Origin of the sequence: Streptomyces glomeratus (assembly GCF_021462825.1) — a bacterium.
In the GTDB taxonomy this organism is placed as follows: Bacteria; Actinomycetota; Actinomycetes; order Streptomycetales; family Streptomycetaceae; genus Streptomyces; species Streptomyces glomeratus.
In genome coordinates this window covers 67,365-94,354 of the sequence record NZ_JAKEEB010000016.1, presented here as the reverse complement: position 1 = coordinate 94,354, position 26,990 = coordinate 67,365, and the positions used below count along the sequence as shown (strand labels likewise).

Here is a 26,990-nt window from a genome sequence, read left to right as displayed (position 1 = left end):
CGTATCCTCAGTGACCATGCTCGAAGACCATGCGACCGCAGCGTCCTCCCCCACAGCGTGGCCGGCCGCGTATCCCAAGGGATACGCGGTCGTTGACGTGGAGACCACCGGCCTGGCCCGGGACGACCGGATCATCTCCGCGGCCGTCTACCGGCTGGACGCGCGCGGCGAGGTCGAGGACCACTGGTACACGCTGGTCAATCCGGAGCGCGATCCGGGCCCTGTGTGGATCCACGGTCTGACGAGCGAGATGCTCGAAGGCGCCCCGCTCTTCGGGGATATCGCCGAGGAGTTCTCATCCCGGCTGGCGGACCGGGTGCTCGTCGCGCACAACGCCGTCTTCGACTGGCAGATGATCGCACGGGAGTACGCGCGTGCGCAGCGCGAGGCGCCGGTGCGTCAGCGGCTGTGCACCATCGCGCTCTCCAAGGAACTCGGCCTTCCGCTGCCCAACCACAAGCTGGAGTCACTGGCGGCGCACTTCGGCGTCGTCCAGCGGCGCGCGCACCACGCACTCGACGACGCGCGCGTGCTGGCGGAGGCGTTCCGGCCCAGTCTGCGGACCGCGGCGGCGGGGGGTCTGCGGCTGCCGCTGCACGAGTGCCGGCCGTTGACCGAATGGGCGGACGGGCCCGCACCGCGCATCGGACGGCAGGGGGGCGGTTACGGCGGTTACCGGCCCGGCAGCTGGCGCCCCTCCCGCAGAAGGCCTGCATGCCCCTATCCCAACCCGGGGCGGTATGAAGAAGGCAAACGACTCAAACAGGGCATGCGGGTCGCCTTCTCCGGCGACACTTCGGTCGACCGGGAGCTGCTGGAGGACCGCGCGACGGAGGCCGGTCTGCACGTCGCGACGAGCCTGTCCCGGCTGACCAGCCTGCTCGTCACCAACGATCCGGACTCGGGCACGTCCAAGGCCGTCAAGGCGCGGCAGTACGGCACGCCGGTGGTGGACGAGGCGGCGTTCGGCCAGCTGCTGCGAGACGTCGAGCCCGCGGCGGAGCATCTGCTCGGCGGCCGCTGACGGACGTACGGGTGATTGCCGCGCGACTCGCCCGCCCACCGCTCGCCCGCGCGACAGCCACGGCTCACCCTGTGGCGCATGGCGAGATGTGAAGTGTGCGGCAACGACTACGGAATGACCTTCGAGGTGCACGCGCAGGGCGAGGTGCATGTCTTCGACTGCTTCTCCTGCGCCATCCACCGTATGGCCCCGATCTGCGAGCATTGTCGTGTTCAGATCATCGGACAGGGCGTCGAGGCGGACGGCCACTGGTACTGCGGAGCCCACTGCGCCCGCGCGGAGGGGAAGGTGGGGATCGTCGACCGGGTCTGAGACACCCCCCGTGCCGGTGCCCCACGTCCCGAGATGTACGGTCGTGGGGTGTACCGCTTCCTGTTGTCCCGGCAATGGGTGATCCTCACCCTTGTCGCCCTCGCGCTCATCCCGACGATGATCGAGCTGGGCTTCTGGCAGCTGCACCGTCACGAGCACAAGGTCGCGCTGAACAAGGTGATCGCCGACTCGCTGGCGGCGACGCCGGTTCCGGCCGAGTCGCTCACCTCGCCCGGGGCGACGGTCGCGCACAAGGACCTGTACCGCCGGGTGACGGCGAAGGGCACCTTCGACCCGGCCCGGGAGGTCGTGGTGCGCCGCCGCACCAACACCGACGGCGAGGTCGGCTACCACGTCCTGACCCCCTTCGTCCTCGACGACGGGAAGGTTCTGATGGTCAACCGGGGCTGGATCCCGGCGAACGGCGCGCAGACCGACTTCCCCAGGATCCCGGCGCCCGCGCAGGGCGAGACCACCGTCACGGGCCGCCTGATGCCGGACGAGACGACCGCGGAGAGCGGCATCAAGAACGTGCAGGGCCTGCCGGACCGCCAGGTCATGCTGATCGGAAGCGAGCAGCAGGCGCAGCGTCTCGGCAGGCAGGTCCTCGGCGGCTACATCGAGCTGACCTCGCCTGCCCCGAAGGGCGGCAGCCCCGAGCTGCTGCCCGACCCCGAGCACAGCGACATCGGCCCGCACATGGCCTACGCCGTGCAGTGGTGGCTGTTCTCGGCGGGCGTCCCCGTCGGCTGGTTCGTACTGGCCCGCCGGGAGGCCCGCGAACGCCGGGCGGCGGCGGAGCAGCCGGCGGAGGAACCGGCAGCGGCCACGGCCTGAGGGCCCTGGGGCTTTCTGCCGGCGGAGGACCCCGGGCGGGGACCACCCTCGCCCTCACGGGGACCGGGCGGCAGGATGGGGGCCATGGATCTTGGACTGAAGGACCGGGTGTACGTCGTCACCGGCGGCACCCGCGGACTGGGCAACGCGGCCGCGCGGGAACTCGTCGCCGACGGGGCGAAGGTGATCGTCACGGGCCGCGATGGGACGCGGACCGCCGAGGCCGCCGCCGCGCTGGGCGCGAACGCGGTGGGTGTGGCCGTCGACAACGCCGATCCGGAGGCGCCGGCCCGGCTGATCTCCGCGGCGCGCGAGCACTTCGGCCGCTTCGACGGCATCCTCGTCAGCGTCGGGGGGCCGCCGCCCGGCTATCTCGCCGACACCACGGACGAACAGTGGACGGCCGGCTTCGAGTCGGTGTTCCTGGGCGCGGTACGGCTGGCCCGCGCGGCCGCCGAGGAGCTGTCCGAGGGCGGTGTCATCGGTTTCGTGCTCTCCGGTTCCGTGCACGAGCCGATCCCGGGCCTGACCATCTCCAACGGCCTGCGCCCCGGCCTCGCGGGCTTCGCCAAGTCCATCGCGGACGAGCTGGGCCCGCGCGGCATCCGTGTGGTCGGCCTGCTCCCGGCCCGGATCGACACCGACCGGATGCGCGAGCTGGACACCCTCTCGGCGGACCCGGAGGCGACGCGCGCGGCCAACGAGGCCCGGATCCCGCTGCGCCGTTACGGCACCCCCGAGGAGTTCGGCCGCGCCGCCGCGTTCCTGCTGTCACCGGCGGCCTCGTACCTCACGGGCATCATGGTCCCGGTCGACGGCGGCTTCCGGCACGGTTTCTGAGGAAGACCCGACACCGGACGGCACGACCCTCGCGCCTCCGCTGCCGGCCCGGGCGGCCTCGGCCCGGGCCTCGGGGGCGCGCCGTCGTGCCTCAGTCGCCGGTGCCGGCCAGGTCCCGCAGGCGCCGGGCCTGCGCGGCCCGCTCCGCGGCGCGCTGCTCCTCGTAGGTCCGCTCCTGCGCCCCGCGCAGCAGTGCCTTGGTCTCGATGACCGCCTGCCGGTCCGCGCCGAGCAGGGCGGACGCCAGATCGCGTACGGTGCCGTCGAGCTCCTCGCGGGACACGGAGATGTTCGCGAGCCCGGTGGTCACGGCCTCCTCGGCCAGGACGAAGCGGCCCGTCAGACAGATCTCCAGCGCGCGGGCGTACCCGACCAGGCTCACCAGCGGGTGCGTGCCGGTGAGGTCCGGTACGAGGCCCAGGCTGGTCTCGCGCATGGCGAACTGCACGTCGTCCGCGACGACACGCAGGTCGCAGGCGAGAGCCAGCTGGAAACCCGCGCCGATGGCATGCCCCTGCACGGCGGCGATGGACACGAGGTCGTTGCGCCGCCACCAGGTGAACGCCTCCTGGAATCCGGCGATGGCCGCGTCCAGCTCGCCGTCGCTGCTGCGCGCGAGGTCGATGAAGCTCGGTTCCCCGGCGATCCCCTCGGGCGTGAACATCTGACGGTCGAGCCCCGCCGAGAACGACTTGCCCTCGGCGCGCAGCACGACCACACGGACGGAACCGGGCACCACACGTCCGGCCTCCGCCAGCGCCCGCCACAGAGCGGGGCTCTGCACGTTGCGCTTGGCGGGGTTGGTCAGCGTCACCGTGGCGATCTTGTCGTCGACGGTGAGCCGTACGCCGTCCTTGTCGAGTACCGGGCCGTCCTTGTCGAGTACCGGGTCGAGCGAAGCCATGCGGCGCCTCCGATGGGTGCGGTCAGAAGAGGATGCCATACGAGGGCACCCGCAAGTGACTGCACAGTAACCACCCGGCCGATCACCCGACCGACCGGGTGGCCACCACCGAAGCCGATGGGCCGCCCGGCGTCAGGCCGTCGGGGCCTTCTTGCCCCGCGTCGCCCCGCCACGCCCTCGAAGCGTGACACCCGACTCGCTGAGCATCCGGTGCACGAAGCCATACGAGCGGCCGGTCTCCTCGGCCAGTGCTCGGATGCTCGCACCGGAGTCGTACTTCTTCTTCAGGTCTGCCGCGAGCTTGTCGCGCGCGGCGCCGGTCACCCGGCTGCCCTTCTTCAGAGTCTCGGCCACCCGTGCCTCCTCATGGGAAGTGCGCTCTGGTCTCCTCATGATCACCCCTCGGGGGCGTGATGGCCACCCATTCGGCAAGGTCCGTGCCACAAGGTTGTGACGACAGGAGCACATCCCCACGAGCGGAATCCGGGGTTCCGCCCGGTCGTGTGCGTACGCCCGAACGGGTGCATCCGGGAACCCCCAGGTCAGCGACGAGCGACGGCCGAGCCCTTGGGACAAAAGGGCTCGGCCGTCGATTGCGTGTAGGACACACCCCGGTACGAGGAGATCTCACACAGATGATGGATCACGGATGGGCCGAATGATCCATACGCAGTTGATCACCTGTGCGGTCAACCGGGGCTGACCGCTCCGGCGGGGCGTCAGGCGAGGGTGACGAGGTCGGCGTAGTCGGCGCCCCACAGGTCCTCGACGCCGTCGGGCAGCAGGATGATCCGCTCCGGCTGGAGCGCCTCGACCGCTCCCTCGTCGTGGGTGACCAGGACGACGGCGCCCTGGTAGGTGCGCAGCGCGCCGAGGATCTCCTCGCGGCTGGCCGGGTCGAGGTTGTTGGTCGGCTCGTCCAGCAGCAGCACGTTCGCGGACGACACCACCAGGGTGGCGAGGGCGAGGCGGGTCTTCTCGCCGCCGGAGAGGACCCCGGCCGGCTTGTCGACGTCGTCGCCGGAGAACAGGAACGAGCCGAGCACCTTGCGGACCTCCACGAGGTCCATGTCGGGTGCCGCGGAGCGCATGTTCTCCAGGACCGTGCGGTCCGCGTCCAGGGTCTCGTGCTCCTGGGCGTAGTAGCCGAGCTTGAGTCCGTGGCCGGGGACGACGGCACCGGTGTCCGGCTGCTCGACACCCGCGAGCAGCCGCAGCAGGGTGGTCTTGCCGGCGCCGTTGAGGCCGAGGATGACCACCCGGGAGCCCTTGTCGATGGCCAGGTCGACGTCGGTGAAGATCTCCAGCGAGCCGTACGACTTCGACAGGCCCTCGGCCATCAGCGGCGTCTTGCCGCACGGGGCCGGCTCCGGGAAGCGCAGCTTGGCGACCTTGTCGGACTGCCGGACTGCCTCCAGTCCGGCGAGGAGCTTGTCGGCCCGGCGGGCCATGTTCTGCGCGGCGACCGTCTTGGTCGCCTTGGCGCGCATCTTGTCCGCCTGCGCGTTCAGCGCGGCGGCCTTCTTCTCGGCGTTCTGCCGTTCGCGCTTGCGGCGCTTCTCGTCGGCCTCGCGCTGCTGCTGGTAGAGCTTCCAGCCCATGTTGTAGACGTCGATCGCGGCGCGGTTGGCGTCCAGGTAGAACACCTTGTTGACGACCGTGTCGACCAGGTCCACGTCGTGCGAGATGACGATGAAGCCGCCGCGGTAGGTCTTCAGGTAGTCGCGCAGCCAGACGATCGAGTCGGCGTCGAGGTGGTTGGTCGGCTCGTCGAGGAGCAGGGTGTCCGCGTCGGAGAACAGGATGCGGGCCAGCTCGATGCGGCGGCGCTGACCGCCGGAGAGGGTGTGCAGTGGCTGGCCGAGCACACGGTCGGGCAGGTTCAGCGCGGCGGCGATGGTCGCGGCCTCGGCCTCGGCGGCGTACCCGCCCTTGGTGAGGAACTCGGTCTCCTGGCGCTCGTACTGCTTGAGGGCCTTGTCGCGGGTGGAACCCTTGCCGCTGGCGATGCGCTGTTCGTTCTCGCGCATCTTGCGGATCAGCACATCGAGACCGCGCGCGGACAGGATGCGGTCGCGAGCCAGCACGTCCAGGTCGCCGGTGCGCGGGTCCTGCGGGAGATAGCCGACCTCTCCGGAGCGGGTGACGGTGCCCGCGGCGGGGATGCCGTCGCCGGCGAGGACCTTGGTGAGGGTGGTCTTGCCGGCGCCGTTGCGGCCGACGAGGCCGATGCGGTCGCCCTTGGCGACGCGGAAGCTGGCGTTCTCGATGAGGATGCGGGCACCGGCGCGCAGCTCGATGCCGGAAGCGGAGATCACGGACAGACTCCAGGGCGGGAGGGATGGCGGGATGGGCGGCTGAGGACGTTCCCGCCGTCTAATGCGCGAGGAGAATGGCCATGGGCCCCAGTCTAACGGGGGCATGCAAGCGCTTTGTTCCGTACGCGTCGTTCGGCACTGTGACGCTCATTGCTGTGCGGGACCGGAGGGTAGGCGTGGGGGCGGCGGACCGGGCGGCGGCGCGGCCGGGATGTCCTCCGTCCGGGCCAGGGGGGCCGGCACCGGTTTCCGGGGCGTACGAGGATGCGCCGGGCCGGGCGGGGTACAGGGCGACCGGCCCGCGCGCCGGGCCGGCCTGCCGGCGCCGGGAGCCGCTGTCGGTGCCCGGTGCGAGACTGGGGGAAAGGCCGGGTTTCCGGCCGGGACTCGGGAGGGGTGAGCGGGATGGCGGGCATGGACGGCAGGCGTCCGAGCATCTACCCGACGCTGCTGTACGCGGACGCGAAGGCGGCCATCAGACAGCTCACGGAGGCGTTCGGCTTCACGGAGCTGTCGGTGTACGAGAGCGACGAGGAAGGCGACGGCACGGTGCTGCACGCCGAGCTGGTGCAGGGCAACGGCGCGGTCATGCTGGGGTCGAAGGGCCGCGGCGGCCTCTTCGACGAGGCCATGAAGGGGGCGGGCCCGTGCGCGGTGTACGTCGTCGTGGACGACGTCGACGCCCACCACCGGCGGGCCGTGGAGCACGGTGCGGAGATCCTGATGCCCCCGACGGACCAGGAGTACGGCTCGCGGGACTACATGGCCCGCGACATAGAGGGCAACATCTGGAGCTTCGGCACCTACGCCCCCGACACGGCCGTCTGAGCGGCGGTCAGCTGCCTCCGGTGTGCACCTGGAACGCGGCGCGCCGCACGGCCCTGGCGAGCGCCGGGTCCGGGTGGGCGGCAGCGAGCGCGACCAGGACCTGCACGGTGCGGGGATGCCCGACCGCGCGGACCTCGTCGAGGAGCGCGGGCACGGTGGCCTGCACGGCCGACTCCAGATGGCGCACCAGCAGCGGGGCCTCTCCGTGGTCGGCGACGGCCGCGGCGGTGTCGACCCACAGCCAGGTGGCCTCCTCCCGGGTGAGGACCTCGTGTGCGTCCTCGGGGTCGGTGCCCTCCTGTTCGGCGAGCCAGATCAGCGCGTAGGGGCGCAGCGTGGTCTCCTCCGCGGCGGCCCGCACATCGGGTTCGGCGGGCGCCCCGACCACGCGCAGCGCCTCGAAGGCCAGTCCGCGCAGCAGGGCGTCCTCGCCACGGGCGGCGTCCAGGAGTTCGGTGACGGCGCTGCCGACGGGGCGGGCGGCGAGCCAGGCGCGGTACTCGGCGCGGGCCGCGTTCGGGCGGAGCCCGGCGCAGCCGCGCAGCATGTCCTCCGCGTTCTGCTCGATGTTCCCGGCGGGGCTCTGCGCGGCGACGCAGATCTGCTCCAGCTTGACCCAGACCGCCCAGCTGCCGAGCGGTGTCAGGGTGGCCTGCCCGTCGGCCCAGGTGAGGGCTCCGACGTAGGCGAGCGCGTCGAGGGCCCAGTCGAGCAGGGGGGCGAGCGGGGTGGCCTCGGCGGGGTCATGGGCCGGTGCGGCTGCCGCCCCGGGGCCGGCGGGGGTGGCGCGGACCTTCTCGTGGAAGGGGTGCGCGGCGATGGGCGGGACGTAGGCGACCTCGCACCGTTCGGTGCGCAGTTCGGTCACCCGCTGTTCGAGGAGGTCGAGAAGCTGCTCGACGGGGACGGGGCCCGCGGACAGCTGGAGGAAGGACAGCACCTGGGGCATGGCCGAGACGACCTCGGCGACGGCGGAGTGCTCGCGGCCGGCGGGCTCGGGGTAGGCGAGCGACCAGGCGTCGAAGAGGGCGACCCAGCCACGCAGGACCGCGGAGTCGTCGCGGTTCCAGGCGCGCAGCCGCCAGCCGGGGCGGGCGATGTCGCCGTGCACCTCGACGAGGCCGGCCAGGCGCGCGGTGTCCCAGTCGGCACGCACCTGAGCGGGGGTCAGTCCCAGGGCGGTGGCGGCCCGTTCGGCGGTGGCGTCGGAGAGGGTGCCCTTGCCGTCGGACGTGGCGCCGTCACGGCCCCGCCCGAGCGAGATGTCGGCCCAGCGGGCGACACGGGCCGCGTCGGCCAGGCGGGCACGGGCCATTCCGGCCAGCTCCGCGGGCGGGGGCGTGCCCTCGGGCGGCCGGGGCGCGGGGCGGCGCGAGCGGCCCTGGGCCACCGCTCGGGGAGCGGCGGCGAGCGGCCGCGGGCGGACGAGTCGGAGCCTGGAGTCGCGCGGGGTACGGGACGTCACAGGGGCAGTCTTCCGGTTGACGGTCCGAAAACCCAAACGGAATGTCACGGCGGGCGACAGGGCTGGCCAACGCACTGGTCCCGAAAACGGGATGCGACGGGACAAGGGCCTCTCGGGAGGAGCTAAGCGGAAGGGTCCCCGGGGGGGCGGGCCGCGGGTCGCCGTGGGGCGCGTCGGTGCAGCCGGGGATGGATACGTCAGCGGACCCGGTGGGGGATGCGGAGCCCGGGGACGGGTGCGGTACGCGAGGCCGGGAGCCGGTGGGTCACATCAGCGGGGTCAGGAAGCGCCGCAGGGCCTCTTCGTAGGCCTCGGGGTCGGCGTTCCACATCGCGCCGTGCGGGGCGTCCCGGACCGTGTGCAGGGTGACGAGGTCTCCGCGGCGTTCCGCGAGGCGGCGTGAGGGTGCCCAGGGGGCGACGGCGTCGTCGGGGCCGTGGAAGATGAGGGTCGGCACGGTGAGCTGCTGCGGGTCGGCGGGCCCGTGGACGTGGTCGCCGTACAGACCGGTGCGGCCCTGGGCGGCGCGGACGGCCAGCGGCAGCAGCGCACCGGGGGTGCGGCGGGCCATGGCGAGGGAGCGCAGTGTGGCCTCCCAGTTGAGCACAGGCGAGTCCAGGACCAGTCCGGAGACCCGTGCGCGCAGCGTGGAGTGTGCGGCGGCGCGCAGGGCCATGGTGGCCCCGGTGGACCAGCCGTACAGGACGACGCGCTCGGCGCCGTGGCCCACGGCGTGGCGGATGGCGGCCTCGACGTCGCGCCACTCGGTCTCCCCGAGATGGTTCAGGCCGTCCAGCGGGCGTGGTGCCCCGGGGTCGCCGCGGTAGGCGAGGTCGAGCACCGGGAACCGCTGCCGGTGGAGGAACTCGATGACGTTCATCGGGTGTTCCCGAGTGGTGCCGAGCCCGTGCACGGTGATCACCCAGGTGTCACGGGCCCCGGGCACGAACCAGGCGGGCAGGACCCCGAGTTCGCCCTGCACGTCGACGTCGGTGTGGTCGAGGCCGAGGGCGGTGCCCGGGTCGCCGACGTACAGGTTCGGGGTGAGCCATGTCCGGTCGCCGGGTTCCAGCGTGCCGTGGACGACGCGTTCCAGGCGGCGTACCACGGTGTCGGCGGAGTGGGGGGCGGTGTTCAGCACCGGGCCGACGACCGCGTGGGAGCCGTCCCCGGACAGGCCGTAGATGCCGGGGCGCCGGGAGGCCAGGTCGCGGGTGAGCGTGATCCGCCCGGCCGCCGTGGAGTGCACGGTGAGGCGGGGCTCGGTGGGCAGCGGGCGACCCGGCGGTGCCTTGAGCGCGGCGTTGCTGGCGAAGCGGCCCGCGGCGATACCGGCCGCGCCCGCGGCGATGGCTACGGTGACGGCTGCGGCCGCCGCTTTCACTGTGCGCACTTGTCCAGTCTCCCGTCGCAGGTCGCCCCCGGCCAGCGGGAGGAGGGCGCGGGCGCTGTGCGGGGCACACCGTGCGGCCCCGGTCGCGGCCCTCCCGGTCGCCGCCCTCCACTGCTGCTACTGCTGTCCGTACCCCCGCAGGCGTTCTTCAGCCTCCGCCAGCTGCTCACGGGTGAGGAGGGCCGGGGTGAGGCCCGGTACCGACGACGCCGTCAGCCAGACCCGGCACATCCACTCCAGCTGTGCGGTGCGGTCGTACGCCTGGGTGAGTGACGATCCGTAGGCGATCGTGCCGTGGTTCTGCAGGAGGCACGCGGTGCGGTCCGCCAGGGCGCCGAGCATGTTCTCGGCCAACTCCTCGGTGCCGTAGGCCGCGTAGGGGGCCACCCGGACCGCCCCACCGAGCGCTCCCGCCATGTAGTGGATCAGCGGCAGCTCCGGTACCAGGGTGGAGACGGCTGTCGCGTGCACGGCGTGGGTGTGGACGACGGCCCGCGCCCCGGTGGCGCGGTAGACGGCGAGGTGCATCGGCAGCTCGCTCGTCGGCCGCAGGGAGCCGAGCACCTGACGGCCGTCGAGTCCGACGCCGACGACGTCGCCGGGGGCCAGCCGCTCGTAGGGCACTCCGGTGGGTGTGACCAGCACGGCGTCGCCGACGCGTACGGAGACGTTGCCGGACGTGCCGACGACCAGTCCGTCGGCCACGGTCCGGCGGGCCGTCGCGACGAGCTCGTCCCAGGCCCGTGCGACCTCGTCCTTCGTGTCGGGCGCCCCCGGGCCCGCTTCCCCTCGTACGTCTTCCCGTGGTTCCCGCGCGTCCCGTGCGCCGCGTCGCTGCTCAGCCATGCCGCGATCTTCCCAGGCGGGCGCCGGGCCCGCCGGTGCTCCGGCGCACTGTAGGGCGGAAGGCACGCGTCCGTAAGGGCGCGCATCCGCGGAGGTGAACCTCGGGACGGAATGGCCGGTGCCCGACCGGCTTCCGGCGATCTTCCAGTAGCGTCTGGACGATTTGTCGCACACGTCGCCATTCCGGGGGCAAGCATGGCCCGTGATCGCACATCGTCCCGCCGTCGCGGCCACATCGCCGGCGCCGCGGTGTCCGCGGCGGCACTCGTCCTGACGGGATCCCTCGGCGGGAGTCCGGCGTCGGCGGCCGGCGCACCGAGGGGACACGATGTCTCCTCGCACCAGAAGAACGTGGACTGGGCCGGCGCCAGGACGAAGGGCGCACGGTTCGTCTTCATCAAGGCGACCGAGTCCACCACCTACCGCAACCCCTACTTCACCCGGCAGTACGACGGCGCCCGCGCCGCGGGCATCATCCGTGGCGCATATCACTTCGCCGCGCCCGACCGGTCCTCCGGCGCCGAGCAGGCCGCGTACTTCGTGCGCCACGGCGGTGCCTGGCGCGCGGACGGCTGGACCCTGCCGCCCGCGCTCGACCTCGAGGACAACCCGTACGACCGGAAGCGCACGTGCTACGGGCTGAGCAGGGCCGGGATGGTCGGCTGGATCAGGTCCTTCAGTGACGAGGTCAGGCGCGAGACCGGCCGCCGCCCCGTGATCTACACCACCGCCCACTGGTGGAACGACTGCACCGGCGGCAGCGGCGTCTTCGCGGCGGACCACGCGCTGTGGATCGCCCATCATGGCGCGCCGGGCGCGGGGGCGCTTCCCGCGGGGTGGTCGTTCTGGACGTTCTGGCAGTACGACAACAGCGGCAGCCTGCCGGGTGACCAAAATCTCTTCAACGGCTCCCTGGGCCGGCTGAAGAGGTTCACCAAGGGCTAGACGAGGCCCACCCAAGCCCCCGGAGGGCGAAGTTCCGCCTTCGTTCGAGAGCGGCGCCGCCATCAGCCTGCCAAAAACGGAGGAGCAGCACCCCGTTTGATACACCCCCAGGTATATCCCAGTTCATCTTCCGTTCACCCAGGTTGCCTACGGTCTCCCTACCACTGACCTCCCACAGAAGCCTGGGTAAATGGAACACATCACGCTCCTCCTCGGAATCGTGATCGTCACCGCTCTCGTGTTCGATTTCACGAACGGTTTCCACGACACTGCCAACGCGATGGCGACAACCATCTCGACCGGCGCCCTGAGGCCCAAGACGGCGGTGGCGATGTCCGCCGCGCTGAACCTCGTCGGCGCCTTCCTCTCCGTCGAGGTCGCCAAGACCATCTCCGGCGGCATCATCAACGAACAGGGCATACGCGTCGAAGTGATCTTCGCGGCCCTGGTGGGCGCCATCCTCTGGAACCTGCTGACCTGGCTTCTGGGTCTGCCCTCCAGTTCCTCCCACGCTCTCTTCGGAGGTCTGATCGGCGCGGCCGTCGCCTCGGCCGGCTGGTCCGCCGTCAACGGTTCGACGATCGTCACCAAGGTCCTGATCCCCGCGGTCGCCGCGCCGATCGTGGCGGGACTCGCCTCCATGCTGGCGACGCGCCTGTCGTTCGCCGTCGGCAGCCGCGCCGACGAGAAGGCGACCGCGAAGGGCTACCGCGCCGGGTCGATCGCCTCGGCCGGTCTGGTCTCCCTGGCACACGGCACCAACGACGCCCAGAAGACGATGGGCGTCATCACCCTCGCGCTCGTCACCGGTGGCGTCATCGCCCCCGGCTCGAACCCTCCCACCTGGGTCATCGTCTCCGCCGGCCTGGCCATCGCGCTCGGCACCTACCTGGGCGGCTGGCGCATCGTCCGCACCCTGGGCAAGGGCCTGACCGACCTGGCGCCGCAGCAGGGCTTCGCCGCCCAGACCAGCGCGGCGACCGCGATCCTCGCCTCCTCGCACATCGGCTTCTCGCTCTCCACCACCCAGGTCTGCTCCGGTGCCGTCATGGGCGCCGGCCTCGGCCGCAAGGGCGGAGTGGTCCGCTGGTCGACCGCGACCCGGATGTTCGTCGCCTGGGGCCTGACCCTCCCGGCCGCCGGCCTGGTCGGCGCGGGCGCCGAACTCCTCACCGACCAGGGCACGTGGGGCACCGTCGCCACCGGTGTGCTCCTGGTGGCCGGCGCCGGCGTCATCTGGTCCCTGTCCCGCCGCAAGCCGGTCACGGTCGACAACGTCAACGACGTCGAGGCGGAGCCCGCGGGCGTCGTCACGACGGCCATCGCCGCGGTGATCCCGCCGCCGGCGGGCCAACTCGCCTCGGCCGACGCCCAGACGGACCCGGCCACCGGCCCGAAGGTCACGATCCCGGCCCAGACCACCGGTCCGAGGGCCACCATCCCGGCCCAGACCACCGGCCCCTCCGCGGAGCCGACCAGCCCCGCGACGGTTTAAGGAAGCACACCCCTCATGAAGATCGACTGGGCAGCACTCGGCTCCGTCTTCGGCGTCAGCCTCGTGGTCACCGTGGCCCTGGTGGGCCTGTTCACCCTGGGCGTCGTGGGACTCGCGAAGAAGGAGTCGCCCCGGGGCGGCGCCGCGCTCGCGGCCACCGGCGCATACGCCTGCTTCGCGGCGTGCGCGGCGGCGGTGGCGTACGGGATCTATCTGATCGTCTCCTGACCCCACGCCCCACGCCCGCCCGGGCGCATGACAAGCCCTCGCAGTGATCCTCACTGCGAGGGCTTGGTCTTTGGTGGGACATGTACCGGTTTGCTACGTTCTACACCGCATCGCGACCGCGTCGAAAAGACAGGTGTCAGAACGCAGGTGTCTGGCCGCGCACGCCCAACGCACCTAGTCTGGTGGGTGAGTTGCTGCTCGACGTCGGCCGCCCGACCCCGACGTGTGGCAAGGAGCGACATGGCCAGGGACATCGATCCGAGCCTGAACCGACGCAGGCTCCGCCTCGAACTGCGCAGGGCGCGCGAGGACGCCGGTCTCACCCAACGGGAGGCCGCCGACGCGCTGGAGTGGTCCCTGTCCAAGCTGATCCGGCTGGAGGCGGGGACGGTCAGCCTGAGCGTGACGGACCTGCGCGCACTGCTCCAGCTGTACGACGTCACGGACCCAGAGCTGGTGGCGGAACTGGAAGACGCCGCCCGCGGGTCGAAGGGACCGTCCTGGTGGGCGCCGTACAACGACATGGTGCGGCCGCAGTTCGCCCAGTACCTGGGCTACGAGGGCGCCGCGACCTCGATCCGCTTCTACCACCCGTCCGTCGTCTGCTCGCTGCTCCAGATCGAGGACTACACACTGGCCCAGCTCGCGCCCCGCGAGAACGGGGATCTGGCCCGTCGCTCGGCGGAACTGCGCGCGACGCGACAGGAACGGATCTTCGACGGCGACAGCGGCCCGGACGTGCAGATCGTCCTGGACGAGGCGGTCGTCCGGCGGGTCATCGGCGGTCCGGGGGTGATGCGCCGTCAGCTGGAACACCTCAAGACGATGTCCCGGCATCCCCGGGTCACCCTGCGCCTGCTGCCGTTCACGGCCGGCGCGCACTACAGCATGGGTGCGTCCTTCACCCTGCTCGGCTTCACGGACGGCGACGACCTGCTGTACCTCGAAGGCGCCACCGGCAGCGTGGCCAACCGTGAGGACCTCGGTCTCACGGCCCGCTACCAGGAGTGCTTCGAGGACATCAGCACCAAGGCGTACGAGGGCGACCGGATGGTCGAGCTGATCGACGCGGTCAAGGAGAGTCTCGGCAACAGCTGAAGCCCGGGGAGGACGACCCGGGCGGACAACGGGGAGGAAAGACCCATGGCGGTCCTCGGGTTCCTTGAGTGGTACAGGCAGCTGCGCGCCTCCCGCTTCCCGGCGGCGGGTGACCCGCCCGGCTCCGCCGCGGGAACCGGCGGCGCGGGCGGGTCGGCGCCCCTGGCCGACGAGGGGGACGCCCCCGCCGGGGACGGGATATGCCCGCCCGCGAGCCGTCTGCTGCTGGGCACGGCGTGCGGCAGCGCCCTGCTGCTCGGCATCGCCGTGTCGGCCCGGGTGGCCACCGGACTCGGCACGGGCGTCCTGACCCCCCTGACCGCGACGGTGCTGGGAACGCTCGGCGCGGCCGTCGTCACCGCCCTCGCCGCACGGATCGGCCGGGCGCTGCGCGGCCGCTCGGGACCGGCGCGCCTGCCGGAGGTCAGCGCGTCCCCGAACCCCGCGGACGAACAGCCGCCGCAGCCCGGTCGAGAACACGGAGACGTTCCGTGACCGGGGTGAGGCCCCACCACAGGCCGGCGCCGGCCGCCGCGACGATCGTCACCACCAGCCAGACCAGGGCCCGTGCCGTGGATCCCGGCACGAGCAGTGCGGCGAGCGCTCCGATGGCCACCGCGAACACCCCCGTGGTCAGGGAGAAGAGCGCCAGCGGGGCCGCCGCCGACAGAGCGGTGCGCGGGGTGTGAGGCCCTCCCGCGCGCGCCGAGAGTTCCTTGGCACTGTCCCCCATGCGGGTCCCTCCCGTCCTCTGGACGGACTGTCAGAAACCGTCCACTGCCGGGTCCTCGAGCCCAGCCAGCAAACCACACCATGCGGTACGGCGAAAGACGAGCACCGGGCCGGTGCGCCGTTTCGAGTCACGCACCAGAATGTGCGCCCCCTCGACGGCCACCTCCACACAGTCGGTGTTGTCACCTCCCGAATGACTGCTCTTCCGCCACACACGCGCCGACGCCACCCTGCCGATCACACCGACCTCCGTCTCATCAGTCAGCGCACCGACCCGGCGTCCTCACCGCGACGCTCCCGAGCGCCGTGTCCCACCGCTGCCCGGGGCAGCAGAGGCCGGCCACACCAGGGTCGTCTCCCCGCAACGAATCACCCAATGCCGCTCGTCGGCGCTCTCCGCGTTCGCCTTGCCGCTCCCTGGGAGTGTTCCCAGGTTGCCCGCCAGGAAAGAGCACAGAAAGCGCCGATTCGAGTGGCTGACGACATTTCGGGGGTGTGGGGCTCAGCACACCGTTGCGTCGCAGGTCAAGAGCAAGTTGACGGGTGTTCGGGGAGCGTGGTGGACTGCCGGGGCCAATACGGCGGCAGGAGAGGAAGCCGGTGCGAGTCCGGCGCGGTCCCGCCACTGTCACCGGGGCACCACACGCCCCGGGAGCCAGGAACTCTCACCGCCGGTCTCGTCGAGCCAGGGCGTGGACACCCTGAGTGAGGACATATCGCCATGCGCGGCTGCCGCTTGAGGTCCCGAACCCGGGTCCTGCCCCACCCCACGCTCGGCTGAGCCCATGGGTGCCGATCGCGTCTTCGCGTACGGCGCCGCCGCCGGTCTCCTCGGCGACCTGCTCCTCGGCGATCCGCGCCGCGGGCACCCGGTCGCCGCGTTCGGACGGGCCGCGGCTGCCGTGGAGCGGGTGCTGTGGCGGGACCACCGCGGGTGGGGCGCGCTGCACACCGCCCTGTGCGTCGGGGGTGCCGTGTCGTCCGCGGCGCTGGCCGCACGGGCCGTACGTCCGTCCCGTACCGCGTCGGTCGCGCTGACCGCCACCGCCACCTGGGCCGTCGTCGGCGGTACTTCGCTGGCGCGCGAGGCCCAGTTGGTCGGGCGCTCCCTCGCGGCGGGCGACATCGAGGGTGCCCGCGCGCGGCTGCCGCACCTGTGCGGGCGGGATCCGCAGGCGCTCGACGCCGACGGGATCGCGCGGGCCGTGGTCGAGTCCGTCGCGGAGAACACCTCGGACGCCGTGGTGGGCGCGCTGGTGTGGGGAGCCGTGGGCGGGGTGCCCGGGCTCGTCGGCTTCCGGGCCGTCAACACCCTCGACGCCATGGTCGGTCACAAGTCGCCCCGTCACCGCCGCTACGGGTGGGCCTCGGCGCGCCTCGACGACCTCGCGGGCTGGCCCGGGGCCCGGCTGACCGCGCTCCTCGCGGCGGCCACGGGCCCGGACCGGCGCGGGGCGGTGCGCGCCTGGCGGGCGGACGCCGGACGGCACCCGAGCCCCAACGCCGGTCCCGTGGAGGCCTCCTTCGCGGGGGCGCTGGGGGTGCGGCTGGGCGGGACGCTGTCGTACGCGGGGCGGGTCGAGCACCGGCCCCTGCTCAACACCCGGGGGCGTGCCGTCCGGATCGACGACATCGAACGGGCGGTGCGGCTGTCCCGCCGCGTGACCGCGCTCGCGCTCGGCGTCACCGTCGCCGGTCGCCTCCTCACCCGTAGGGTTCTCGCGAAGGGACGTACGTCATGAGCGGCGGTCTCCTCGTCGCCGGCACCACCTCCGACGCGGGCAAGAGCGTCGTGACCGCCGGGATCTGCCGGTGGCTGGTGCGGCAGGGGGTCAAGGTCGCGCCTTTCAAGGCGCAGAACATGTCCCTCAATTCGTTCGTCACCCGCGAGGGCGCCGAGATCGGGCGGGCGCAGGCCATGCAGGCGGGGGCCTGCCGCATCGAGCCGACCGCGCTGATGAACCCCGTGCTGCTCAAGCCGGGCGGCGAGCAGAGCAGTCAGGTCGTGCTGCTCGGCAAGCCGGTCGGCGAGCTGAGCGCGCGCGGCTACCACGGCGGGCGGCAGCAGCGGCTCCTCGGCACCGTCCTGGACTGCCTCGCCGAGTTGCGGGGCACGTATGACGCGGTGATCTGTGAGGGGGCCGGCAGTCCCGCCGAGATCAATCTGCGGCGGACGGACATCGTGAACATGGGCATCGCGCGGGGGGCGCGGCTGCCCGTGCTGGTCGTCGGCGACATCGACCGCGGCGGTGTGTTCGCCTCCTTCTTCGGGACCGTCGCGCTGCTCTCGCGTGAGGACCAGGAACTGGTCTCCGGTTTCCTGGTGAACAAGTTCCGCGGGGACGTCTCCCTGCTGGAGCCGGGGCTCGACATGCTGCAGGGCCTCACCGGGCGGCGGACGTACGGGGTCCTGCCGTTCCGGCACGGCCTCGGCATCGACGAGGAGGACGGGCTGAGGGTGTCGCTGCGGGGCGCGGTCCGCGAGTCGCAGGTGGCCGCGCCCCTCGGCGAGGACGTGCTGCGGGTCGCCGTGTGCGCCGTCCCGCTGATGTCCAACTTCACCGATGTGGACGCCCTGGCCGCCGAACCGGGCGTCGTCGTGCGGTTCGTGGACCGGCCCGAGGAACTGGCCGACGCGGATCTCGTCGTCCTCCCGGGCACCCGGGGCACGGTCCGGGCCCTCGACTGGCTGCGGGAGCGGGGGCTGGCGGAGGCGATCGTCAGGAGGGCCGCCGACGGGCGGCCCGTGCTCGGCATCTGCGGCGGTTTCCAGATGCTCGGCGAGCACATCGAGGACGACGTCGAGAGCCGCCGGGGCCCGGTGGACGCGCTCGGGGTGCTTCCCGTGCGGGTGCGGTTCGCACGCGAGAAGACCCTGACCCGTCCGGTCGGCGAGGCGCTCGGCGAGCGGGTCGAGGGCTACGAGATCCACCACGGGGTCGCCGACGTCCTGGGCGGAGAGCCCTTCCTGGACGGCTGCCGGGTGGGCGCCGTCTGGGGCACCCACTGGCACGGCTCCCTGGAGTCGGACGGTTTCCGGCGGGCGTTCCTGCGCGAGGTGGCGGCCGCCGCGGGCCGCCGCTTCGTTCCGGCCCCCGGCACGTCGTTCGCCGCGCTGCGCGAGGAGCAGCTCGACCGGCTCGGCGACCTGATCGAACAGCACGCGGACACGGACGCGCTGTGGCGGCTCATCGAGTCGGGCGCGCCGCAAGGACTGCCCTTCATTCCACCGGGAGCACCCGCATGAGCACAGTGTTGTTGTTGTCGACCGCCGACACCGATCTGCTGGCGGCCCGTGCCTCCGGCGCGCCCTACCGGATCGGCAACCCGGCCCGCGTGGACGTCGCGGAGGAGCTTCCGGGGCTGATCGAGGGCGCGGACATCGCCGTCGTTCGGCTGCTGGGCGGAAAGCGCGCCTGGGAGGACGGGCTCGCCGCGCTCAGGTCCGCCGGTATCCCCACGGTGCTGCTCGGCGGGGAGGCCGTCCCCGACGCGGAGCTGATGGCGGAGTCGTCCGTGCCCGCCGGCGTCGTGGCGGAGGCGCTGCGGTACCTGGTCGAGGGCGGTCCCGCCAACCTCACCGAACTGGCCCGCTTCCTGTCCGACACGGTGCTGCTGACGGGCGAGGGCTTCGTCGAGCCGCAGAAGATGCCCGAGTACGGCGTCCACGGAGAGCGTGCCCGGACCGAGGGCCGCCCCACCGTGGGTGTGCTCTTCTACCGCGCCCACGAACTCAGCGGCAACACCGCGTTCGTGGACACCCTGTGCGACGCCATCGAGGAGCGGGGCGCCAACGCCCTTCCGGTGTACTGCGGATCCCTGCGCGGCGCCGATGCCGGTCTGTACGAGATCCTCGGCCGGACGGACGCGCTCGTCGCCACCGTCCTCGCCGCCGGCGGCACCCACGCGGCACAGGCGTCGGCGGGCGGAAAGGATCCCGTGGTGCGCAGCACCTCCGTCGAGGGCGATGGTGGGGGGCGGGCGGACGAGGAGGCCTGGGACATCGGGGCGCTCGCCGACCTGGACGTCCCCGTGCTGCAGGGGCTGTGCCTCACCTCCTCGCGCGCCGCGTGGGAGGAGTCGGATGCGGCCCTGTCCCCCATGGACGCGGCGATGCAGGTGGCGATCCCGGAGTTCGACGGCCGCCTCGTCACCGTGCCCTTCTCCTTCAAGGAGCAGGGTCCGGACGACGTGCCGGTGTACACCGCCGACCCGGAGCGGGCCGCGCGCGTCGCCGGAATCGCCGTACGGCACGCCCGGCTGAAGCACAAGCCGAACGCCGAGAAGAGGCTCGCGCTCGTCTTCACCGCCTACCCGACCAAGCACTCCCGGGTCGGCAACGCGGTCGGCCTGGACACGCCCGCGTCGGCGGTACGGGTCCTGGACGCCCTCCGGGACGCCGGGTACGGACTGACCGAGTACCCCTCGGGCGGCGACGAGCTGATCCACCGGCTCATCGAGGCCGGCGGCCACGATGTCGAGTGGCTCACCGAGGAGCAGCTGGCCGCCGCGCCCGCGCGGGTGCCCCTCGCCGACTACCGGGCATGGTTCGACACGCTGGACGCGGACCTCAAGGACGCCATGGTCCAGGCGTGGGGCGAGCCGCCGGGCGGCCTGTACGTCGACGGCGACGACATCGTGCTGGCCTCACTGCGTTTCGGGAACGTCGTGGTGATGATCCAGCCGCCGCGCGGTTTCGGCGAGAACCCGATCGCGATCTACCACGACCCGGACATGCCGCCGTCCCACCACTACATGGCGGCCTACCGCTGGCTGGAGAACACCTTCCGGGCCGACGCGATCGTGCACATGGGCAAGCACGGCACGATGGAGTGGCTGCCGGGCAAGGGCCTCGGGCTGAGCCGGGGCTGCGCGCCGGACGCCGTCCTCGGCGAGCTTCCGCTGGTCTACCCGTTCATCGTCAACGACCCGGGCGAGGGCACCCAGGCCAAACGGCGCGGGCACGCCACGGTCGTCGACCACCTGGTCCCGCCGATGGCCCGTGCCGACACCTACGGAGACCTGGCCAAGCTGGAGCAGCTGCTCGACGAGTACGCGCTCGTCTCCGACCTGGACCCGGCCAAGGCGCCCGCCGTACGGGCCCAGATCTGGACCCTGGTCAAGGCCGCCGAACTGCACCACGACCTGCATGTGGACGAGCAGCCGGACGACGACGCGTTCGACGAGTTCGTCATGCACATCGACGGCTATCTGTGCGAGATCAAGGACGTGCAGATCCGCGACGGTCTGCACATCCTCGGCGGCGGCCCGGTCGGCGAGCCCCGGGTGAACCTCGTCCTCGCCGTGCTGCGCGCCTCGCAGGTGTGGGGCGGGAAGGCGAACGCGCTTCCGGGGCTGCGGGCCTCGCTGGCGGAACACTTCGGCTTGGTGGAGAAGGAGCTGCTCGCCACGCCGGGTGCGCCGGTGAAGGTGCCGGTGGAGCTGACGGACCTGGTCCAGGGTCCCTCGCGCACGGCCGCCGACGCGATCGACCTGCTGGAGCAGCTGTGCCGGCGGATCGCGGAGGGGATGGAATCGCGGGCGTGGGAGGTCACGGCGGTTCCCGCCCTGGTCCATGACGTGCTCGGCACCGAAGTCCCCGACGCCGTCGCCGTGCTGGAGTTCGCCTGCACCGAGGTGGTGCCCCGGCTGGCCCGGACCACCGACGAGATCGGGCACATCCTCAAGGCGCTGGACGGCGGTTACGTCCCGGCCGGTCCCTCGGGCTCCCCGACCCGGGGTCTGGTCAACGTCCTGCCGACCGGCCGGAACTTCTACTCCGTCGACCCCAAGGCCATTCCCTCCCGGCTGAGCTGGGAGGTCGGGCAGTCCCTGGCCGACTCGCTGGTCGCGCGGTACCTCCAGGACACCGGCGAATACCCCCGCTCGGTCGGCCTGACCGTCTGGGGCACCTCCGCCATGCGCACCCAGGGCGACGACATCGCCGAGATCCTCGCGCTGCTGGGCTGCCGTCCGGTCTGGGACGACGCCTCCCGCCGCGTGACCGGCTTCGAGGTGATTCCCCTGGCGGAACTGGGCCGCCCCCGTATCGACGTCACGGTCCGTATCTCGGGCTTCTTCCGGGATGCGTTCCCGCACGTCGTCGCGCTCGTCGACGACGCGGTGCGCACCGTGGCCGAGCTGGACGAGCCCGCCGGGCGGAACTTCGTACGCGCCCACGCCGACGAGGACACCGCCGTGCACGGCGACCGGCGGCGCGCCACGGCCCGTGTCTTCGGCTCCAAGCCGGGGGCGTACGGTGCCGGGCTGCTGCCGTTGATCGACGCCCGCAACTGGCGCAGCGACGCCGACCTCGCCGAGGTGTACGCGGTGTGGGGCGGCTACGCGTACGGGCGCGGGCTCGACGGGCGGGCGGCGCGCGGGGACATGGAGACCGCGTTCCGGCGGATCGCCGTGGCCGCCAAGAACGTCGACACCCGTGAGCACGACCTCGTCGACGCGGACGACTACTTCCAGTACCACGGCGGGATGGTCGCGATGGTCAGGCATCTGACCGGTACCTCACCCGAGGCGTACGTGGGCGACTCCGCCGTGCCCGACCAGGTGAAGACCCGCACGCTGGGCGAGGAGACGCACCGGGTCTTCCGCGCCCGTGTCGTCAACCCGCGCTGGATGGCGGCCATGCGGCGCCACGGCTACAAGGGTGCCTTCGAGATGGCGGCGACCGTCGACTACCTCTTCGGCTACGACGCCACGGCCGGAGTCGTCGACGACTGGATGTACGAGAAGCTCAGCGCGGAGTACGTCTTCGACGCCGAGAACCGCGACTTCATGAAGAAGTCCAACCCGTGGGCGCTGCGCGGCATCACCGAGCGGCTCCTCGAGGCCGCCGACCGCGGCCTGTGGGCCGAGCCGGACGCGGACACGCTGGAGCGGCTGCGTGCCACCTACCTGGAACTGGAAGGCGACTTGGAGGGCGACGAGAAGTGAGTACTCCTTTTCCGTTCACGGCCGTCGTCGGCCAGGACGACCTGCGGCTCGCGCTGCTGCTGAACGCCGTGTCGCCGGCGGTCGGCGGGGTGCTGGTGCGCGGCGAGAAGGGCACCGCCAAGTCCACCGCCGTACGCGCCCTTTCGGCGTTGCTGCCGGAGGTGGACGTGGTCCCCGGGTGCCGCTTCTCCTGTGACCCCGCGGCGCCGGACCCGCGCTGCCCGGACGGGCCGCACGAGGCCGGCGCGGGGACGCGGCGGCCGGCCCGCATGGTGGAGCTGCCGGTCGGCGCCTCCGAGGACCGGCTCGTGGGCGCCCTCGACATCGAACGTGCGCTGGCCGAGGGCGTGAAGGCGTTCGAGCCGGGACTGCTCGCCGACGCGCACCGCGGGATCCTCTACGTCGACGAGGTCAACCTCCTCCACGACCACCTGGTCGACCTGCTCCTCGACGCGGCCGCGATGGGCGCCTCCTACGTCGAGCGCGAGGGTGTGTCCGTACGGCACGCCGCCCGATTCCTGCTCGTCGGCACCATGAACCCGGAGGAGGGCGAGCTGCGGCCACAGCTGCTCGACCGGTTCGGGCTGACGGTGGAGGTGTCCGCCTCGCGCGAGCCCGACCAGCGTGTGGAGGTCGTCCGGCGGCGGCTCGCCTACGACGACGACCCCGAGGGCTTCGCGGCGCGCTGGGCCGAGGAGGAGACCGCCGTACGGGCGCGGATCGTGGCCGCGCGGCAGCTGCTGCCGTCCGTGCGGCTCGGAGACGGGGCGCTGCGGCAGATCGCGGCGACCTGCGCCGCGTTCGAGGTGGACGGCATGCGCGCGGACATCGTGATGGCGCGCACGGCCACCGCGCTGGCCGCCTGGGCGGGACGGAGCGATGTGCTCGCCGAGGACGTGCGGCAGGCCGCGTTGCTCGCCCTGCCGCACCGGCGGCGGCGCAACCCCTTCGACGCTCCGGGACTCGACGAGGACAGGCTCGACGAGACCCTGGAGCAGTTCGGCGGCTCGGACGACGACGATCCGGGGCCGGACGGTCCCGGCGGCGGGGGCGGGCAGCCGGCGCCGGACGACGCCCCGCAGGGCGGCGGCGACACCGCCGCGCGGCCCGAGGCCGGGGAGAGCGGCCGGCCCCAGTCCTCCGGCTCCGGGGAACAGGGGGCCGTCCGCGCCTCCGAGCCCTTCCGGGCCAAGGTGCTGACGGTGCCGGGGCTCGGCGACGGCGCCGCCGGCCGGCGGTCCCGGGCGCGGACCGAGCACGGGCGGACCACGGGCGCACGGCGGCCCCGGGGAGCGCTCACCAAGCTGCACCTCGCGGCGACCGTGCAGGCGGCGGCACCGCACCAGCGGGCGCGCGGGCGGTCGGGCCCCGGGCTCGTGGTGCGCCGGGACGATCTGCGGCAGGCGACGCGGGAGGGCCGCGAGGGCAATCTCGTGCTGTTCGTGGTCGACGCCTCCGGGTCGATGGCCGCCCGGCAGCGGATGGGTGCCGTGAAGGGTGCCGTGCTGTCGCTGCTGCTCGACGCCTACCAGCGGCGGGACAAGGTGGGGCTCGTGACCTTCCGGGGCACGGCGGCCGACGTCGCGCTGCCGCCGACCTCGTCCGTGGACGCGGCGGCGGCCCGGCTCGAGTCGCTGCCGACCGGAGGCAGGACACCGCTGGCCGCCGGGCTGCTCAAGGCCCATGACGTACTGCGGGTCGAGCGGTTGCGGGACCCCGCGCGGCGCGCCCTGGTCGTGGTGGTGACGGACGGACGGGCCACCGGAGGCACCGATGCGGTCGCACTCGCCGGGCGTGCGGCGGGGCTGCTGGCCGCCGAGGGTGTCGCGTCCGTGGTCGTGGACTGTGAGTCGGGGCCCGTGCGGCTGGGGCTTGCCGGTCGGCTCGCCGGGGAGCTGGGCGGTACGGCGGTGACGCTGGACGAGCTGCGCGCGGACAGCATCGCCGGGCTCGTACGGAACGTGCAGGGCACACAGAGGACCACGAGGAGGGCCGCGTAATGCCGCAGGGACAGCCGAGTGTCGTGCCGGACGACGGACTGACGACCCGTCAGCGACGAAACCGCCCGCTCGTCGTCGTGCACACGGGCGTCGGCAAGGGCAAGTCGACCGCCGCCTTCGGGCTCGCGCTGCGCGCCTGGAACCAGGGCTGGCCGATCGGGGTGTTCCAGTTCGTCAAGTCGGCCAAGTGGAAGGTCGGCGAGGAGAACGCGCTGCGCGTGCTGGGGGCGTCCGGTCAGGGCGGAACCGTCAACTGGCACAAGATGGGCGAGGGCTGGTCGTGGGTGCAGCGCGACCTCCAGGGGGACAACGCGACGAACGAGGAGAAGGCCCGGGAGGGCTGGGAGCAGGTCAAGCGTGACCTGGCCGCGGAGACGTACCGGCTGTACGTGCTGGACGAGTTCGCGTATCCGATGCACTGGGGCTGGGTCGACACCGAGGAGGTCGTCGAGGTGCTGCGTACCCGCCCCGGCACCCAGCATGTGGTGATCACCGGACGGAACGCGCCCGAGCGGCTTGTGGAGTTCGCCGACCTGGTGACCGACATGTCCAAGGTGAAGCACCCGATGGACGTGGGCCAGAAGGGCCAGAAGGGCATCGAGTGGTGATGTCCTCCCCCTCCTCCGTCCCCCGGCTGGTCGTCGCCGCGCCCTCCTCGGGCAGCGGCAAGACCACCGTGGCCACGGGGCTGATGGCGGCCTTCGCCGGGCGGGGGCTCACCGTGTCCCCGCACAAGGTCGGGCCCGACTACATCGACCCCGGGTACCACGCGCTCGCGACCGGGCGCGCGGGACGGAACCTCGACGCGTACCTGTGCGGACCGGAGCTGATCGCGCCGCTGTTCCTGCACGGCGCGCGCGGCTGCGGCCTGGCCGTGGTCGAGGGTGTGATGGGGCTGTACGACGGAGCCGCCGGCGAGGGGGAGCTGGCCTCCACGGCGCAGGTGGCGAAGCTGCTGAGGGCGCCCGTGGTGCTGGTCGTCGACGCGTCCTCGCAGTCGCGGTCGGTGGCGGCGCTGGTGCACGGGTTCGCGTCCTGGGATCCACAGGTGCGGATCGGCGGCGTGATCCTGAACAAGGTCGCGTCGGACCGGCACGAGGAGCTGCTGCGGGACGCACTGGACGCGTCCGGGGTGCCGGTGCTGGGGGTGCTGCGCAGGGTGGCCGGAGTCGGCACGCCCTCGCGGCACCTCGGGCTGGTACCGGTGGCCGAGCGGCGGGCGGAGGCGGTCGAGGCGGTCGCCGCGATGGCCGAGCAGGTGCGCCAGGGGTGCGACCTGGACGCGCTGTACGCGCTGGCGCGGAGCGCGGGCGCGCTGCCGGACGCCCCCTGGGAAGCGCCGGCCTGCGGGACCGGCGCAGGGGACGTGGTCGCCGTGGCCGGCGGCCCCGCCTTCACGTTCTCCTACGCCGAGCACGGGGAACTGCTGGCCGCCGCCGGCGCCGAGGTCGTCGTCTTCGACCCCCTGCGGGACGAGCGACTGCCGGACGGCACGGCGGGGCTGGTCATCGGCGGCGGCTTCCCGGAGGTGTACGCCGCCGAGCTGTCCGCCAACGGGCCCCTCCGCAAGGCCGTCGCCGAGCTGGCGCTCGGCGGCGCCCCGGTCGCCGCCGAGTGCGCCGGTCTGCTGTACCTGTGCCGCGAGCTGGACGGGCAGCCCATGTGCGGGGTGCTCGACGCGAAGGCCCGGATGAGCGAACGGCTGACCCTCGGCTACCGGGACGCGGTGGCCGTGAGCGACAGTGTCCTCGCCGTGGCCGGAACGCGGATGCGGGGCCATGAGTTCCACCGGACCGTGGTCGAGCCCGCGGCGGGGGCGGCTCCCGCCTGGGGGGTGCGCGTCCCCGCGCGGCGCGTCGAAGGTTTTGTACAGCAAGGTGTGCACGCCAGTTATCTGCACACGCACTGGGCCGCCACGCCCGGTGCGGCCCATCGGTTCGTGGAGAGGTGCCGGACGTCATGAGCAGCAGGCTGATCGGAGTCGGGGTGGGCCCCGGCGACCCCGAGCTGGTGACCGTCAAGGGCGTCAACGCTCTGCGGGAGGCCGACGTCGTCGTCGTCCCCGTGATGGGTGCCCCGGACGGAACGGACGACGGGGAGCGCGGGCGCGCCGAGGCGACCGTGCTGCACTACGTGCCCGAGGAGAAGGTCGTCCGCGTCGTGTTCGCGCTCAACGAGCGCACCGACCGGGCGCGGCGCGAGGCGGCCTGGGACGCGGCCGGGGAGCGCGTGGCCCGGCTCCTCGGCCGGCACTCCGCCGTCGCCTTCGCGACCATCGGCGATCCCAACGTGTACTCGACGTTCACCTATCTCGCGCACACCGTGCAGGAGTTGGCGCCGGGAACGCGCATCGAGACCGTGCCCGGCATCACCGCCATGCAGGACCTGGCCGCACGGTCGGGTGCGGTGCTGACCGAGGGCACCGAACCGCTGACGCTCGTGCCCGTCACGGCCGGTTCCGCGGCGCTCAAGGACGCCCTCGGCGGCCCCGGTACCGTCGTGGCCTACAAGTTCGGGCGGCAGGCGCACGAGGTGGCCGAGGCGCTGCGGGAGACCGGGCGCATCGACGACGCCGTGTGGGGGGCCTCGCTCGGGCTGCCGGAGGAGTCCGTCCGGCCGGCCTCCGACCTGGACGGCCGGCCGCTGCCCTACCTGTCCACCCTCATCTCGCCGGCCCGGCGCGACGGCACCCGCGGCGGCAAGCTGTGACCGCCGGCAGATCAGCGCGCCGGGACCGCCGGCGGCCGGACGAATGCCGGCCCTGTGCGCATCCG

General features: G+C 72.8%; 25 protein-coding genes and 1 riboswitch. Of the genes, 18 read left to right on the top strand and 7 right to left on the bottom strand.

From position 1 onward, the window contains the following. Positions 1 to 16: 16 nt before the first annotated feature. The 4 genes from LZ604_RS20280 (at position 17) to LZ604_RS20265 (ending at position 3,013) form a co-directional block, all read left to right on the top strand. Positions 17 to 1,024 (top strand): DEDDh family exonuclease, encoded by a 1,008-nt coding sequence (locus tag LZ604_RS20280; RefSeq protein WP_234516820.1) that lies wholly within the window; start codon positions 17 to 19, stop codon positions 1,022 to 1,024. A 78-nt stretch (positions 1,025 to 1,102) separates the two neighbouring features. Next, complete coding sequence (locus LZ604_RS20275; RefSeq protein ID WP_234516819.1) at positions 1,103 to 1,336, top strand: metallothionein; 234 nt, start codon at positions 1,103 to 1,105, stop codon at positions 1,334 to 1,336. Positions 1,337 to 1,384: 48 nt separating this feature from the next. After that, the gene (locus LZ604_RS20270; protein WP_234516818.1) at positions 1,385 to 2,173 is read left to right on the top strand and encodes an SURF1 family cytochrome oxidase biogenesis protein; all 789 of its coding nucleotides are present in this window, start codon (positions 1,385 to 1,387) and stop codon (positions 2,171 to 2,173) included. Positions 2,174 to 2,257: 84 nt separating this feature from the next. Further along, positions 2,258 to 3,013, top strand: a complete 756-nt coding sequence (locus LZ604_RS20265) for an SDR family oxidoreductase (protein ID WP_234516817.1) — start codon at positions 2,258 to 2,260, stop codon at positions 3,011 to 3,013. 91 nt (positions 3,014 to 3,104) lie between these two features. Here LZ604_RS20265 and LZ604_RS20260 read toward each other — a convergent pair whose 3' ends face one another. From LZ604_RS20260 to abc-f, 3 genes are all read right to left on the bottom strand, one after another. Continuing rightward, positions 3,105 to 3,917 carry an enoyl-CoA hydratase/isomerase family protein gene (locus LZ604_RS20260; protein ID WP_234516816.1) on the bottom strand — a complete coding sequence of 271 codons (813 nt, stop codon included), beginning with the start codon at positions 3,915 to 3,917 and terminating at the stop codon, positions 3,105 to 3,107. Between the two features lie 132 nt (positions 3,918 to 4,049). Continuing rightward, positions 4,050 to 4,271: a helix-turn-helix domain-containing protein gene (locus LZ604_RS20255; RefSeq protein WP_019885249.1), complete on the bottom strand. Its 222-nt coding sequence runs from the start codon at positions 4,269 to 4,271 to the stop codon at positions 4,050 to 4,052. Between the two features lie 365 nt (positions 4,272 to 4,636). Further along, the gene (gene abc-f, locus LZ604_RS20250) at positions 4,637 to 6,235 is read right to left on the bottom strand and encodes a ribosomal protection-like ABC-F family protein (protein WP_234516815.1); all 1,599 of its coding nucleotides are present in this window, start codon (positions 6,233 to 6,235) and stop codon (positions 4,637 to 4,639) included. Between the two features lie 405 nt (positions 6,236 to 6,640). Here abc-f and LZ604_RS20245 point away from each other — a divergent pair, with 405 nt between their 5' ends. Further along, positions 6,641 to 7,063: a VOC family protein gene (locus LZ604_RS20245; RefSeq protein WP_234516814.1), complete on the top strand. Its 423-nt coding sequence runs from the start codon at positions 6,641 to 6,643 to the stop codon at positions 7,061 to 7,063. A gap of 7 nt (positions 7,064 to 7,070) precedes the next feature. Here LZ604_RS20245 and LZ604_RS20240 read toward each other — a convergent pair whose 3' ends face one another. The 3 genes from LZ604_RS20240 to LZ604_RS20230 form a co-directional block, all read right to left on the bottom strand. Beyond that, on the bottom strand, positions 7,071 to 8,528 hold the full coding sequence (locus tag LZ604_RS20240; protein WP_234516813.1) for a hypothetical protein: 1,458 nt from the start codon (positions 8,526 to 8,528) through the stop codon (positions 7,071 to 7,073). 265 nt (positions 8,529 to 8,793) lie between these two features. Next, positions 8,794 to 9,921: an alpha/beta hydrolase family protein gene (locus LZ604_RS20235; RefSeq protein WP_234516812.1), complete on the bottom strand. Its 1,128-nt coding sequence runs from the start codon at positions 9,919 to 9,921 to the stop codon at positions 8,794 to 8,796. Positions 9,922 to 10,038: 117 nt separating this feature from the next. Then, positions 10,039 to 10,767 (bottom strand): class II aldolase/adducin family protein, encoded by a 729-nt coding sequence (locus LZ604_RS20230; RefSeq protein WP_234516811.1) that lies wholly within the window; start codon positions 10,765 to 10,767, stop codon positions 10,039 to 10,041. A 195-nt stretch (positions 10,768 to 10,962) separates the two neighbouring features. Between LZ604_RS20230 and LZ604_RS20225 the strand changes: the two genes are divergently transcribed. The 6 genes from LZ604_RS20225 to LZ604_RS20200 all read left to right on the top strand — a co-directional run bounded on the left by LZ604_RS20225 (position 10,963) and on the right by LZ604_RS20200 (position 15,222). Next, entirely contained in the window at positions 10,963 to 11,712 is a 750-nt protein-coding gene (locus LZ604_RS20225; protein ID WP_234516810.1) for a lysozyme, read from the top strand. Positions 11,713 to 11,902: 190 nt separating this feature from the next. Then, positions 11,903 to 13,207, top strand: a complete 1,305-nt coding sequence (locus LZ604_RS20220) for an inorganic phosphate transporter (protein WP_234516809.1) — start codon at positions 11,903 to 11,905, stop codon at positions 13,205 to 13,207. Positions 13,208 to 13,222: 15 nt separating this feature from the next. Further along, a complete protein-coding gene (locus LZ604_RS20215; protein ID WP_234516808.1) occupies positions 13,223 to 13,435 on the top strand; it encodes a hypothetical protein in 213 nt (70 codons plus the stop codon). Positions 13,436 to 13,675: 240 nt separating this feature from the next. Then, positions 13,676 to 14,533: a helix-turn-helix domain-containing protein gene (locus tag LZ604_RS20210; RefSeq protein ID WP_234516807.1), complete on the top strand. Its 858-nt coding sequence runs from the start codon at positions 13,676 to 13,678 to the stop codon at positions 14,531 to 14,533. A 45-nt stretch (positions 14,534 to 14,578) separates the two neighbouring features. Continuing rightward, positions 14,579 to 15,028 (top strand): hypothetical protein, encoded by a 450-nt coding sequence (locus LZ604_RS20205; RefSeq protein WP_234516806.1) that lies wholly within the window; start codon positions 14,579 to 14,581, stop codon positions 15,026 to 15,028. Further along, positions 15,025 to 15,222, top strand: coding sequence for a hypothetical protein (locus LZ604_RS20200; protein WP_234516805.1), 198 nt, complete (start codon positions 15,025 to 15,027; stop codon positions 15,220 to 15,222). The genes LZ604_RS20205 and LZ604_RS20200 overlap by 4 nt, the downstream gene beginning before the upstream one ends. Positions 15,223 to 15,296: 74 nt before the next feature. Here LZ604_RS20200 and LZ604_RS20195 read toward each other — a convergent pair whose 3' ends face one another. Next, entirely contained in the window at positions 15,297 to 15,479 is a 183-nt protein-coding gene (locus LZ604_RS20195; RefSeq protein ID WP_308283611.1) for a DUF397 domain-containing protein, read from the bottom strand. A 329-nt stretch (positions 15,480 to 15,808) separates the two neighbouring features. Beyond that, positions 15,809 to 15,949, top strand: a riboswitch (cobalamin riboswitch). Between the two features lie 101 nt (positions 15,950 to 16,050). On the opposite strand from LZ604_RS20195, the gene LZ604_RS20190 reads away from it, so the two are divergent. From LZ604_RS20190 to cobI, 7 genes are read left to right on the top strand one after another with little or no spacing between them, the layout of a single operon-like run. Beyond that, on the top strand, positions 16,051 to 17,007 hold the full coding sequence (locus tag LZ604_RS20190; protein ID WP_234516803.1) for a cobalamin biosynthesis protein: 957 nt from the start codon (positions 16,051 to 16,053) through the stop codon (positions 17,005 to 17,007). Continuing rightward, entirely contained in the window at positions 17,004 to 18,512 is a 1,509-nt protein-coding gene (locus tag LZ604_RS20185; RefSeq protein WP_234516802.1) for a cobyric acid synthase, read from the top strand. Before LZ604_RS20190 ends, LZ604_RS20185 begins: the two co-directional genes overlap by 4 nt. Next, positions 18,509 to 22,216: a cobaltochelatase subunit CobN gene (cobN, locus tag LZ604_RS20180; RefSeq protein WP_234516801.1), complete on the top strand. Its 3,708-nt coding sequence runs from the start codon at positions 18,509 to 18,511 to the stop codon at positions 22,214 to 22,216. Before LZ604_RS20185 ends, cobN begins: the two co-directional genes overlap by 4 nt. Beyond that, on the top strand, positions 22,213 to 24,216 hold the full coding sequence (locus LZ604_RS20175; protein WP_234516800.1) for a putative cobaltochelatase: 2,004 nt from the start codon (positions 22,213 to 22,215) through the stop codon (positions 24,214 to 24,216). The genes cobN and LZ604_RS20175 overlap by 4 nt, the downstream gene beginning before the upstream one ends. Continuing rightward, positions 24,216 to 24,824 carry a cob(I)yrinic acid a,c-diamide adenosyltransferase gene (gene cobO / locus LZ604_RS20170; RefSeq protein WP_234516799.1) on the top strand — a complete coding sequence of 203 codons (609 nt, stop codon included), beginning with the start codon at positions 24,216 to 24,218 and terminating at the stop codon, positions 24,822 to 24,824. Before LZ604_RS20175 ends, cobO begins: the two co-directional genes overlap by 1 nt. Then, on the top strand, positions 24,824 to 26,179 hold the full coding sequence (locus LZ604_RS20165; RefSeq protein ID WP_234516798.1) for a cobyrinic acid a,c-diamide synthase CobB: 1,356 nt from the start codon (positions 24,824 to 24,826) through the stop codon (positions 26,177 to 26,179). The genes cobO and LZ604_RS20165 overlap by 1 nt, the downstream gene beginning before the upstream one ends. Further along, complete coding sequence (cobI, locus tag LZ604_RS20160) at positions 26,176 to 26,925, top strand: precorrin-2 C(20)-methyltransferase (RefSeq protein ID WP_234516797.1); 750 nt, start codon at positions 26,176 to 26,178, stop codon at positions 26,923 to 26,925. Before LZ604_RS20165 ends, cobI begins: the two co-directional genes overlap by 4 nt. The last annotated feature ends 65 nt before the right edge of the window (positions 26,926 to 26,990 follow it).